Here is a 13101-nt window from a genome sequence, read left to right on the forward strand (position 1 = left end):
GTTTATTGCAGCTCCTATTTTAAATAACCAAAAGTCACATTGCGTATTTTCCTGATTTTTGCAAAATAAGCCGGATTCTATTGTGCTGGCTTAGAAGGATATGGTAATATTGAATTTACGACAGTTATTTTTATCCCTCATAAAAAAGTTTTCCTAAAAGGGGGCAGAAGGTTATGGATATATTTGAATATATGAGAAGTACAAATATGGAAAAAGAATCTCCGTTAGCGGCAAGGTTGAGGCCGAAGACCTTAGAGGAGGTGGTGGGGCAGCAGCATATCATTGGTAAGGACAAGCTGCTTTACCGGGCAATTAAGGCGGATAAGCTTAGCTCCATTATATTTTATGGACCTCCGGGAACTGGGAAAACCACGATTGCAAAGGTAATTGCCAATACGACCAGCGCGGAATTTACCCAGATCAATGCAACAATTGCCGGCAAGAAGGATATGGAAGCGGTAATAGGAAAAGCGAAGGATACCCAGGGAATGTATGGAAAGAGAACGATACTTTTCATAGACGAGATACACCGGTTCAATAAAGGACAGCAGGATTATCTTCTTCCCTTTGTAGAGGACGGAACCATTATTCTCATCGGAGCAACCACTGAAAACCCTTACTTCGAAGTAAATAGCGCATTGATTTCCCGTTCTATCATATTCGAGTTAAGGCCGTTAGAACGAGAGGCTATTCAGACGCTTATTAAGCGGGCGGTTTATGATGCGGACAGAGGAATGGGGGCCTACGACGCCATTATCGATGAAGATGCGGTAGATTTCCTTTCAGAGCTTTCAGGAGGCGACGCCAGACATGCGCTTAACGCGGTAGAATTGGGCGTTATGACTACACAGCGCGGCGAGGACGGCAAGATTCATTTGACCATGGAAGTTATGCAGGAATGTATACAACAAAGAGTGGTGCGGTATGACAAGACGGGCGATAACCATTACGATACGATTTCTGCATTTATTAAGAGTATGAGAGGTTCGGATCCCGATGCGGCTGTTTACTATCTCGCCCGAATGCTCTATGCGGGTGAAAGCGTGACCTTTATTGCCAGAAGGATTATGATCTGCGCCTCTGAGGATGTGGGAAATGCGGATCCGAATGCGCTTCAGGTGGCAGTCAGTGCAGCGCTTGCGGTAGAAAGGGTAGGGATGCCGGAAGCTCAGATTATACTGTCACAGGCAGTATCTTATGTAGCCAGTGCACCCAAAAGCAATGCGTCAGTCAATGCGGTTTTCGATGCGCTGCATGTAGTGGAGGAAACTGGAAATCTACCGATACCGGCCCATTTGCAGGATGCTCATTACAAAGGTGCTGCCAAATTAGGACATGGAACCGGCTATAAATATGCCCATGATTATCCAAACCATTATGTCAAGCAGCAGTATTTGCCGTATGAGCTTAATGGGAAGGAATTTTATAAGCCCTCCGGCAATGGATACGAGTTAAAGATAAAAGAGCATATGGCAAAAATAAAAAAAGAGGCTGAGTAAATGAATTTGAGAAAATGGGAGAATAAAGGAAAAATTAGAGGGAAAACAGATAATAAAGAAAAGGCAGATTGTAAAGAGAAGATAGAGAACGATGAGAAAATAGAAAAGTTAAATAACGAAGAAAAAATAGAGACCATAGGGAAATTAAGTAGCAAAGAGAAGTTGGAAAACGAAGAGAATAGAGAGATCACAGAGAAGTTAAATAGCGAAGAAAAGTTGGAAACCGAAGATCACATAGAGACCATAGAGAAGTTAAATAGCGAAGGGAAGACGGAAAGCGAAGAGAATATAAGGAAAATAGAGAACCTGGAGAAGTTAAACAATGAAGAGAAGTTAGATAACAAAGAGAAGTTAGATAACAAAGGGAAAGTAAGTAACAAAAAGCAGCCAGAAAGAAAAAAGAAAAATGCGTCTAAAACTTCATGGCTTATGATAAGTATTGCAGTAATTTGTGCTGCTGTATTAGTTGGCGGTGGATTTGCTGCTTACTCTTTTAACGAAAGACAGAAGGAAACGAAGGAAGCTGCGCTTTTAGTGATAGAGAAAGCGGAGGAAGAAAAGACGAAGGAAGCTGCAGAAAAAGAGAAGCAGAAGAAGGAGCAGGCAGGGAATATTTTCGAATCTGTCATAGAAGCCGGGCTTAATGTGTTCAATTCTATTAAAGAAAAGCCGGCCTCTGTAGAGATTAGGGAAGGGGAGTCGGAGGCGTTTTTGGAGGTGGAATCCTGCCTGATAGATAGTAAGACGAGCAAGATTTTTCTTAAGACCTCTTCGGATTCCATTCCGGTCAGCGACGACAAGTATTATTACTTGTTTGCAATACGCTCTTATGAAGACAGTATAGTGGAGGATAGTGTTCCTATCACGAAGGAATATAAGAATACAGAGGTGGAATTCCGGTTTCCCAGACATTTTACAGGAACGGAAAGCGGTGTGTTCCGCAAATTTGTGGTTGCCATAAAGAAGGAAGGGAAATATATTGCGGTAAGTCATCCCCAGTATATTACCAATCCGGAAGCGGTAGCAAAATATAAATCGAACGGAGAAAAGCCTTCTTCCAAAAAAGGGCTTCTAATCGACCCGAGCAAGCTTGTCACTTCGGAGCTGGACGAGCTTGGAGTGAAGCATGCGGCGTATAATATTCCCGTTTCCAGAATATTGGGAGAATCCACCAACGGCATTTATCCCACGATTTATTATTCCTATAACGGGAAAAGCTACGCTTTTAACGGCCAGGTAATGTCGGAATATGATTTGGTATTCAGCACACTGACCAATAAAGGAATCGAGATAAGCGCGATTATTTTAAATGACGTATCCGCTGCTTATCCTCAGATGATTCACCCCCTGGCCCGCTCAGGGATAGGAAGAGCACCTTATTATGCGTTCAATGGAACGGATGAAAGCGGTACGGAGTATTTGGCAGCAGTGGGGGCATTTCTTTCAGAACGTTATTCGGGAACTGCCAATGGGCGAGGGCTGGTTGCCAACTGGATTATAGGGAATGAGATCAATGCGAGAAAAGAATGGAACTATATGGAATACCTGGGACTTCAGGATTATGTGAAGGAATACGTCAAGGCCTATCGCGTATTTTACAATGCGATAAAAAGCATTAATGCAGCGTCTAATGTGTACATATCCTTGGACCAGCAGTGGGACAGAAATATAAGCAACAATACGAACTATGACACCAGAGATATTCTGGATGAATTCAACAGGCAGATAAAGGAAGAGGGAAACATCGACTGGGGACTTGCCATACACCCCTACAATGTTCCATTGACTGTCGTGAAGATATGGGTACCCTCCAAGTATGTTAAGGATTCACCGGATACATCCATGGTGACGATGGCAAATATCAATGTGGTAACCGATTATATGCAGCGGGAGGAATTTCTTACGAAGGATGGCAAGGTGCGCTCCGTTATATTGAGTGAATTGGGATATACATCCTTGCAGGGAGAGGAATTGCAGGCAGCAGCTATCGTATACGCCTATAAGATTGCAGAAGCCAATCCATATATCGATTCCATTCTTTTTTCCAGACAGACGGATGCGTTAGAAGAGATGGCGCAAGGGCTTTCCCTTGGTCTGAACCATGCGGGCGGCACGCACAAATACTCCTACAATGTATTTAAATACATGGACACCGAGAATGCGGATACTTACACGAATTTTGCAAAAAGTATCATCGGCATTTCCCAGTGGCCAATGCCTTAAAAGCCCAATGCCTCAAGAGTCCAATGCCTCAAGAGGCATGGAAAAAGACGGGGCTAAAATAGCTGTTGAATGAGGTATTGATAGATTTGTTGATTTTTCCGCTGCCAGTTGTCACAGATAGCTGCAGCGGATTCTTCTGTAGGAACGGACAAAGTTATGTCAACTAACTTTATCTTTTTCTCTTTTGCCACTAAATGCGCATCATAATCTCCGGTAGTGGATTTATAGTAATCGGCGAGAATGGAAACCTCGTTTCGAAGCTCCATCTCGTTATCCTTGAAAAAGGCATTGACTTCTTTTTTTATCGTATCACTGATACGATTTTCAAAAAAAGCAAGTGTATTCAAGCCCTCCTCCGTAATCAGCAAATGAGTTCTGTTGCGTATGGACTGGGCGGAAATAAGCCCTGCCTCGGTCAGCTCTGAAAGTGCTTGCTGCAGAGTTAGGAAATTCGTATATTCTTTTTCCAGAATAAAATCTCCTACCTGTGCGCTGGTAAGAGGGAAATTCACCCGGTCAAGCATATAAAGTATGATCAGTTTATAAAGTGTCAGGGGTTCCTGCGGCATGAGAAATACTTCCTTTCCAATATTTTCCCTGATAGGAGTTCTGAAGCTTCATCTGATGATGAAGAGCATTCAGGACTTTTTTCTTTTCAGTGCTCCATAAAGGAGCGAGGAGCAGTTCCTTCGGTCCGTCACCGGTTACCCGGTGTATGACGATATCCGGGGAAAGGTGCTCCATACAGCTTATAAGTATATGAAGATATTCTTCCATAGTCAAAGTCGAAAATAAGCCCTTTTCATAATCCACTGCCAAGTCGGTTTCCCGCAGCACGTGGAGAAGCTGAAGCTTTATTCCGAAAACCGGAAGACTACTTAAATATTCTACAGTTTCGAGCATCGTAGATTCACTTTCGCCGGGAAGTCCCAAGATGACGTGAACGATGACCGGAATGTGAAGGGAAGCCAGTTCATAAACCGCCTGGGAAAAGCGCTCCAGAGTATACCCTCGCCGGATATAGAGGGCAGTTTGTTCATGAATGGTCTGGAGTCCCAGCTCTATCCATATGAATTTGCCGGGATGGGCGGTTTTCAGCCTGTCAAGCAGCGTAAGAACCTCCGCCGGCAGACAGTCGGGGCGTGTAGCGATGGATATTCCGGCAACTTTAGGATTAGCTAACGCCTGTCCGAAGACTTGCTCCAGCCGTGAGACGGGGGCATAGGTACCGGTATAGGACTGAAAATATGCAATATACGGTCCGGCGGCCTCTATGGAGGAAAAGGGAACGGCAAAATCGCCGCTTCCTCCTTCGCTGCAAAAGATACAGCCTCTGGTATCCAGTGTACCGTCCCTGTTAGGGCAGGTAAATCCTGCACCGATGGCAATCTTACTCAGCTTCCGGCCGAGGGTGTTCTTAAAATAGGCATCCAAAGAATAATAGCGTTTGCCGTGCCATATTTCAGGAATGCTGATGTTAGGGGATGCCTGTTCTTTTTTGTTAGACATAGTATTACCCGTTTCGTGTTTTCTTGCCGCTCAACGGACGATATGGGATTTTACAGCTTCGGCAACGGCCTCGGCTACCTTGGGGTTGAAAGCCTCCGGCATAATGTTGTCTTCGCCCAGTTCGCTTTCCGGAACGAGATTGGCAATTGCATTTGCTGCTGCAAGCTTCATTTCCTCCGTAATCTGCGCAGCGCGGCCCTCTAAGGCTCCCTTGAAGATGCCCGGAAAGGCAACTACGTTGTTCACCTGATTAGGAAAGTCACTTCGTCCTGTACCAACGACTCTCGCGCCCGCTTCTTTTGCCAGATCGGGCATGATTTCCGGAACAGGATTTGCCATAGCGAAAAGAATGGAATCCTTATTCATGGAAGAAACCATTTCCTTGGTCACTATGCCGGGAGCGGATACACCCACAAAGATATCTGCGCCTTTCATGGCATCGGCGAGAGAACCGGTTTCGTTATTTGGGTTAGTAACCTCCGCCATTTTCTGCTGCATCCAGTTGAGACCTTCTGTCTTAACAGAGACAATACCTACCTTATCACACATGATGACATTGGAAAACCCGTAGGTAAGCAACAATTTCGTGATGGCTACGCCTGCACTGCCTGCGCCGTTTACGATAACCTTGCAGTCCTCCATTTTCTTTCCCGTTACCTTCAGAGCGTTGATGACACCGGCCAGAACGACGATTGCCGTACCGTGCTGATCGTCGTGAAATACGGGGATGTCCAGTATTTCTTTTAAACGTTCTTCAATTTCGAAGCAGCGGGGAGCACTGATGTCCTCCAGATTAATGCCGCCGAATCCGGGAGCGAGATAGGTAACGGCTTTGATGATTTCCTCCGTATCCTGTGTGTCAAGACAAATGGGTACGGCATTCACACCGCCGAATTCCTTGAAAAGTACTGCCTTTCCCTCCATAACCGGCATGGCGGCATAGGGGCCGATATTACCCAAGCCTAATACAGCACTTCCATCGGATACTACGGCAACTGTGTTAGCTTTCATCGTATAAGTATAGGCGGCTTCTTTGTCCTGTGCGATAACCTTGCAGGGCTCGGCAACGCCGGGAGTATAGGCGAGAGAAAGGTCCTCGCGGGATTTGAGGGGAGACTTGGAAACCGTCTCTAATTTTCCGTTCCATTGTTTATGAAGCTCTAATGCCTTTTCGTTCGTAGTCATGACTTATCCTCACTTTGATATTGTTGTATTTTCTATTTGAGTTAGGACGCAGCACGTACATATGCGCCACATACTGAAGTAATCATATAATATTTGACGGAAGTCTGCAAGGGTTTCCCGGTCTTCCATACCGCGAAGCCAAAGTTGCGTCTCTATGCAAAAAAGACTTTCTATTTTACAAAAGCTGTTGTATAATGTTAAAAATAGATGGCATTTGTAAGCAATTCGATTAACATATCAGCTTTATTCCCCCAAGATAAAAGACAATCAAAAAGCATAAAAATATGTAAAGAGAATAACCGGCTTTTTGCCGATAAATTGATGTATAATTGTAATGAGTGACAAGACGGAGGAGTATATGAGAGAAAAGTATGAATCGTTGGCGTTGGCAGACCTGAAGGAAATTGCCAAGGCTAGGAAGATTAAAGGCGTTTCTGCGATGAAAAAAGCAGACATTGTGGAAGCAATGCTTGCAGAGGATGAAAAAGAGAAAAATGGGGCTGTAGTTTCAGAAGAGAAGCCTGCAACCGCCCCCAAGAGAGTCATTATGAATAAGCCGGCATCCGAGAGGAATGGCGGCGAAACTTCTTCGGATATTAAGCAGGCAGGGAACAGACAGCAAGAGAATAGACAAACAGAAAGCAGACAGGCAGCAGATGGAGAGTCTGAAAGCAGGCCTGCAGAGGGCAGACAGACTGAGAATAAATTGCCGGAGGGCAGACAAGCAGAAAACAGAGTATCGGAAAATAAGCAGAACGAGAATAGATTTCAGGACAATAGGCAGGCGGTAAACGGAAGACCAGCGGAAAACAGGGCCTCATCGGATAACAGAATGTCTGAAAACAGGGCAGCAGCAGACAGCAGGCAGACTGGGGAGGTTAGAACGGCAGGCGACAGCAGGCAGACAGTAACCGGAAGAGGGGATGACGAGAAATATCCCTCCGATTTGGACAGCGGCATTATTGCTCATGGAATTTTGGAAGTTATGCCGGACGGCTACGGATTTATCCGCTGTGAGAATTATCTTCCGGGAGAAAATGACGTTTACGTTGCTCCCAGTCAGATCAGGCGCTTTAATTTAAAGACCGGGGACATTCTGGAAGGAAATACGAGAGTTAAGACGCAGAGTGAGAAGTTCAGCGCATTATTATATGTAAAAGGTGTCAACGGATATTCTCCGGATGTGGCGGCACGCAGATGTAACTTTGAAGACATGACGCCTATTTTTCCAGATGAGAGGATGCCTTTGGAGACACAGGGTGCATCTGTAGCAATGCGAATCATGGATTTGATGAGTCCGGTAGGCAAAGGGCAGAGAGGTATGATCGTATCGCCTCCGAAGGCGGGAAAGACAACCCTATTAAAAGAGGTTGCCAAATCCGTGAAAAGGAATTCTCCGGATGTGCATCTGATCATCCTTCTTATTGACGAACGTCCGGAAGAGGTAACGGATATAAAAGAAGCGATTGAAGGACCTAATGTAGAAGTTATCTATTCTACCTTCGACGAATTGCCGGAACACCATAAAAGAGTTTCAGAAATGGTAATCGAGCGCGCGAAGCGCTTGGTAGAGCATAAAAAGGATGTTATGATATTGCTCGATAGCATCACACGTTTGACAAGAGCATATAACCTTACCGTTCCTCCGAGTGGAAGAACGTTATCCGGCGGTCTCGATCCAGCAGCTTTACATATGCCGAAGCGATTTTTCGGTGCGGCGAGAAACATGAGGGGAGGCGGCAGTCTGACTATTCTGGCGACGGCCCTGGTGGAAACCGGAAGCAAAATGGACGATGTGGTATATGAAGAGTTCAAGGGCACCGGCAATATGGAAATGGTGCTTGACCGCAAACTGTCGGAGAGAAGGGTATTTCCGGCTATCGACATTCCGAAGTCGGGAACACGTAGAGAAGATTTGCTTTTGTCTTCGGAAGAGCAGGAGGCAATCAACATCATGCGTAAGGCACTTAACAGTCTGAAACCCGAGGAAGCTGTAGACAAGATTTTGGATATATTTGCGAAGACGAGAAATAATGCAGAGTTTGTACAGATGGTAAAAAAAATAAAATTTTTCTAATTAAGTGAATGATTTTGTGAATGATTTCAGGAAAAATACTTGCACTAGCAGATAAGCTGTGATACAATAATAAAGCTGTTTGGGTAAAACCGCAGCAAATGCTGAAAAAGCAAGTGGATGAGAACAAATCGAGTTTATTATAGAGAGGTGAAAGAGATGAAAGAAGGAATACATCCTAATTACTATCAGGCAACTGTAACTTGTAACTGCGGCAATACGTTTGTAACCGGTTCAACGAAATCAGAGATTCACGTTGAAGTCTGCTCTAAATGCCATTCGTTCTATACTGGCCAGCAGAAATCTGCAAGAGCTGATGGACGTATTGATAAGTTCAACAGAAAATACGGTGTTGAGAGTAAATAAGTTATCCGTAAATAGCTATGTATTGAAAAAGGTTGAGGTATCAATATCTCAACCTTATTTAAATACTTTAGTATGATATTTGAAGAGATGTGATTAAAGTATTTTATTGTATGCGTGAGGTGAAGCCATATGAAAAAAAGTAAATGCACTCATTATTCCGGTGTCGGCGGTCAGGCGGTACTGGAAGGCGTTATGATGAAAAATAAAGAGCAATATGCGGTTGCCGTACGAAAGCCGGACGGTGAAATCGACGTGGAAGTGGATGTTTATCAAGGAGTGCTCCATGGAAGCAAGCTGAAAGAGATTCCATTTATCCGAGGTGTGTTTAACTTTCTCGATTCTATGGTACTGGGAATGAAGACACTGAATCATTCCGTGGCATTTTATGAGGATGAGGACGCCAAGGAAACGGCGACGGATAAGGTGTTCCATAAGGTGTTCAAAGACAAAGCGGAAAGCATTATGTTGGGAATGGTTACTTTGCTTTCCATCGTGCTGGCGGTGGCCATTTTTATGGTGCTGCCCTATTATATCGCTTCCCTGTTCGAAGAGTATATAAGAAATACTTCCGTAATGGCAATTATTGAAGGCCTTGTGCGTATTCTTATATTTGTCGGATATATTGTGGCGATTACTATGATGAAGGATATTAAGAGGCTGTACCAATACCATGGTGCCGAGCACAAGTGCATTAACTGCATCGAAAAAGGGCGTCCTCTGACAGTCCATAACGCGATGCGAAGTTCCAGACTTCATAAAAGATGCGGTACGAGCTTTATGTTCTTCGTTATTTTCGTGAGTATTATCGTATTCTTTTTTATCAGGGCGGAAAGTCCCTTACTTCGAGTTGCGCTCCGTATTTTACTGATTCCCGTTATTGCAGGTATTTCCTATGAGCTTATCCGCCTTGCAGGAAGAAGTGATAACATCCTTGTGAAGATACTTTCTGCACCGGGCATGTGGCTGCAGCGTCTTACCACAAAAGAACCGGATGAATCCATGATAGAGGTTGCGATTGCGTCGGTGGAAGCGATTTTCGACTGGAAAGCATATTTAAAAGATACCTTTGGATATGAGGTGGACGATTCGTGGCTGGAGGACGGTCGGGAAAAAGATGACGATTCTGAAGACCCCGATATGAGCGGGCAGGAAGCATATTGATGAGCATACGCTTTATGGATAAAAGATAAGGTGGATTGTAAAGCGATGAAATATAAAGAATTGTATGATTTCGGAGCCTTGGCACTTATGGAAGCGGGAATTGCCGAGGCTTCTTTGGATGCCAGGCTTTTGCTCGAATTTATCTGCCATACGAATAGAAATGATTTGTTGGTACATGGCGATAAAGAAGTTCTCAAGGAAGAACAGGATATTTATGTAAACTATATTGAGCGCAGAAAGGCTCATGAACCGTTGCAGCATATTACCGGAGAGCAGGAATTTATGGGACTTGTCTTTGAAGTGAACGAAAATGTTCTCGTTCCAAGGCAGGATACGGAGGTGCTGGTAGAAGAAGCGATGCGCTGTCTTCATGACGGCATGAGTGTATTAGATATGTGCACCGGCTCCGGCTGTATTCTTTTGAGTCTTCTCAAGTATTCCAACGGGTGTAAAGGAGTAGGTGCTGATATTTCACCGGAAGCGGTTGCGACGGCAAAGAGAAATGCACAGAAATCGCAGATAGCAGAGGTAAGCTTCGTAGAAAGTGATTTGTTTGAAAGCGTGGAAGGCAGGTATGATATTATCGTATCGAACCCGCCTTATATTTCCACCGGAGAAATTTCTGATTTGATGGAGGAAGTAAAGGTATACGAACCGGTCTTGGCCTTGGACGGAGGCGAAGACGGACTTTTCTTTTATAGAAAAATTATCGAAGAGGCGCCGGAGTATTTAAACGGCGGCGGTTATCTTTTTTTTGAAATCGGATATGATCAGGCGGGGGCAGTAACAGATGAAATGAAGAAAGCGGGCTATAAGGAAGTTACGGCAGTAAAAGATTATGCCGGACTGGATAGGGTCGTGTATGGATACATGAGCTGAGAATACGTTACTGTTCACTCGGTTCTCAGCAACGATAATACTTCCTAATAAGGATATTAAGAGCGATAAAAAATTGTAAGGTGCCCGCGGAAGCGGTAGAAAGGTGTAAAAATGTTTGACAGGTTAGAAGACTTACTCATTCGGTTTGAAGAAATAATGGGAGAACTGGGCGAGCCGACCGTAACAAATAATCAGGAACGTTTTCGTGCTTTGATGAAAGAGCAGAGCGATTTGACACCCTTGGTGGAAGCATATAGAGAGTATAAGAAGAGCAGACAGGATATTGAAGACAGCTTGGCGATGCTTGAAGAGGAATCCGACGAAGACATGCGTGAAATGTTAAAGGAGGAGCTGAATGCATCCAAGAAACGCGTGGAGGAGCTGGAAGAAAGACTGAAGATTCTTCTTCTGCCTAAGGATCCTAACGATGATAAGAATGTTATTGTGGAAATAAGAGCAGGAGCCGGGGGAGATGAAGCAGCCTTGTTTGCCGCGCAGATGTACCGTTTATATGTTCATTATGCGGAAAGCCAGCGCTGGAAAGTGGAGACGATGAACGTGGATGAAATAGGGATCGGCGGTATGAAGGAAGTGAACTTCATGATTACCGGGAGCGGTGCTTATTCCAAGCTGAAATACGAAAGCGGGGTGCATCGCGTACAACGTGTTCCCGAGACGGAATCCGGCGGACGTATTCATACGTCTACGATAACAGTTGCAGTAATGCCGGAGGTAGAAGATGTGGACGTGGTAATCGATGATAAGGATATCCGTATCGATGTTATGCGTGCCTCAGGTAACGGTGGGCAGTGCGTCAACACTACGGACTCTGCCGTTCGTTTGACCCATTATCCGACTGGAATCGTCGTATACAGCCAGACGGAGAAGTCGCAGCTTCAGAACAAGGCGAAAGCCTTCGCCTTGCTGCGCGCAAAATTATACGATATCGAACAGCAGAAGCAGCATGATGCGGAAGCCGAGCTCAGAAGGAGTCAGATCGGCACCGGAGACCGTTCGGAGAAGATCAGGACCTATAATTTCCCGCAGGGGAGGGTCACAGATCATAGAATTAAGCTGACGCTGTATAAAATCGATGATATTATGAACGGCGATATCGTTGAATTGCTGGATAGCTTGATTGCGGCGGATCAAAGTATGAAGTTAGCTAAGCTGAATGAGAACTAAGGGAGACAGAACAAAAATTGTTGAATTATAAAGTATAAGTATTAAGATAAAAAATAAAATGCCCGATATTAGTTGTAATGGCTGATATGGGGCATTTTTTATGGAGTTGATTAGTAATAAGTATGCAGCGGATTATTAGCAATGTCTGAAAATGTTTTTATGAAATATAAAAGTGATATATATGGAATGTTGCTTGTAACGGTAGGACATGAATTAGGACATATTTATTATAGGGGCACTATAAGTTATGAAAAAAGATTAAGAAAGATTAAGAAAGATTAAGAAAGATGTATGTAGTTTATGGGTTGATTATATTAATATCAATGTTATCGTTGATATTAGTAAAGTACTCAAGTATATTTTTGCTTGTTTCATGCATGTTAATGACTTTGACTTATTTTTTGTTGATGTTATGTGTGATATTCGCTATTGGAAGCAAATAGCAGAGCTTAAAGCAGATAGATTAAGCAGTTATAAAGTGTGAGGGAGGCATACCATGAAGCTTGAATATAGAAAAATAAGCGATTTTGATAAAGGAATATTATATCGGTTGTTGGCAGATGCATATTCTTTTGATGATAGATGCGATAAGTGTTGGAGTAGTGATTGGAAAGAGTTTGACGATTTCTTTTTCGATAATTTAGAAATTGCTGATAAATATGGTTTCATTACAACTCTTAATGGTGATCCTATTGGGCACATTTCATGGGACCCGAGAAATATTCCTGAATATGTGACAATTGGACATAACTGTATTGCAACTGAACATAAAGGAAATGGTTACGGAAAAAGACAGCTTAAAGAAGCTATCGGCAGAATCAAAACATATAATGGACTTAAGAAAATAGTTGTGGAAACCAATAGTAATCTGGTAGCTCCGCGGAATTATGAGAGCGCAGGATTTAAGTTATATCAGACAAGAAAAAATGATAGTGAAACCGCTTTTTCCGGCGACTATCTTGGATATGAAATAGTTTTATAAAAAGAATTAATTGTTGAATGGATTAGATTATAAAAGGA

At 43.6% G+C, this 13101-nt stretch carries 11 protein-coding genes; 8 read left to right on the forward strand and 3 right to left on the reverse strand.

The features are described 5' to 3' along the window. Positions 1-173: 173 nt before the first annotated feature. The gene (locus CC90_RS0103070; protein WP_031389362.1) at positions 174-1499 is read left to right on the forward strand and encodes a replication-associated recombination protein A; all 1326 of its coding nucleotides are present in this window, start codon (positions 174-176) and stop codon (positions 1497-1499) included. Further along, positions 1500-3722, forward strand: a complete 2223-nt coding sequence (locus CC90_RS22895) for a DUF5722 domain-containing protein (protein WP_051869262.1) — start codon at positions 1500-1502, stop codon at positions 3720-3722. 53 nt (positions 3723-3775) lie between these two features. Here CC90_RS22895 and CC90_RS0103080 read toward each other — a convergent pair whose 3' ends face one another. From CC90_RS0103080 to CC90_RS0103090, 3 genes are read right to left on the reverse strand one after another with little or no spacing between them, the layout of a single operon-like run. After that, positions 3776-4291: a DUF4364 family protein gene (locus CC90_RS0103080; protein WP_031389364.1), complete on the reverse strand. Its 516-nt coding sequence runs from the start codon at positions 4289-4291 to the stop codon at positions 3776-3778. Further along, positions 4263-5231 carry a TIGR01212 family radical SAM protein gene (locus tag CC90_RS0103085; protein ID WP_051869263.1) on the reverse strand — a complete coding sequence of 323 codons (969 nt, stop codon included), beginning with the start codon at positions 5229-5231 and terminating at the stop codon, positions 4263-4265. The genes CC90_RS0103080 and CC90_RS0103085 overlap by 29 nt, the downstream gene beginning before the upstream one ends. 30 nt (positions 5232-5261) lie before the next feature. Further along, entirely contained in the window at positions 5262-6416 is a 1155-nt protein-coding gene (locus tag CC90_RS0103090; RefSeq protein WP_031389366.1) for an NAD(P)-dependent malic enzyme, read from the reverse strand. A gap of 358 nt (positions 6417-6774) precedes the next feature. Here CC90_RS0103090 and rho point away from each other — a divergent pair, with 358 nt between their 5' ends. The 6 genes from rho (at position 6775) to CC90_RS0103120 (ending at position 13063) form a co-directional block, all read left to right on the forward strand. Continuing rightward, positions 6775-8493 carry a transcription termination factor Rho gene (gene rho, locus CC90_RS0103095; RefSeq protein WP_031389367.1) on the forward strand — a complete coding sequence of 573 codons (1719 nt, stop codon included), beginning with the start codon at positions 6775-6777 and terminating at the stop codon, positions 8491-8493. A 156-nt stretch (positions 8494-8649) separates the two neighbouring features. After that, positions 8650-8856 (forward strand): 50S ribosomal protein L31, encoded by a 207-nt coding sequence (rpmE, locus tag CC90_RS23555; RefSeq protein ID WP_081905853.1) that lies wholly within the window; start codon positions 8650-8652, stop codon positions 8854-8856. 129 nt (positions 8857-8985) lie between these two features. Continuing rightward, the gene (locus CC90_RS0103100; RefSeq protein WP_031389368.1) at positions 8986-10017 is read left to right on the forward strand and encodes a DUF1385 domain-containing protein; all 1032 of its coding nucleotides are present in this window, start codon (positions 8986-8988) and stop codon (positions 10015-10017) included. Between the two features lie 45 nt (positions 10018-10062). Beyond that, the gene (prmC, locus tag CC90_RS0103105; protein ID WP_031389369.1) at positions 10063-10896 is read left to right on the forward strand and encodes a peptide chain release factor N(5)-glutamine methyltransferase; all 834 of its coding nucleotides are present in this window, start codon (positions 10063-10065) and stop codon (positions 10894-10896) included. Positions 10897-11007: 111 nt separating this feature from the next. Further along, positions 11008-12081: a peptide chain release factor 1 gene (gene prfA / locus CC90_RS0103110; RefSeq protein ID WP_031389370.1), complete on the forward strand. Its 1074-nt coding sequence runs from the start codon at positions 11008-11010 to the stop codon at positions 12079-12081. Between the two features lie 496 nt (positions 12082-12577). Continuing rightward, positions 12578-13063, forward strand: a complete 486-nt coding sequence (locus CC90_RS0103120) for a GNAT family N-acetyltransferase (RefSeq protein ID WP_031389371.1) — start codon at positions 12578-12580, stop codon at positions 13061-13063. Positions 13064-13101: the final 38 nt, after the last annotated feature.

The sequence above is a fragment of the Kineothrix alysoides genome (genome assembly GCF_000732725.1).
Lineage (GTDB): Bacteria > Bacillota > Clostridia > Lachnospirales > Lachnospiraceae > Kineothrix > Kineothrix alysoides.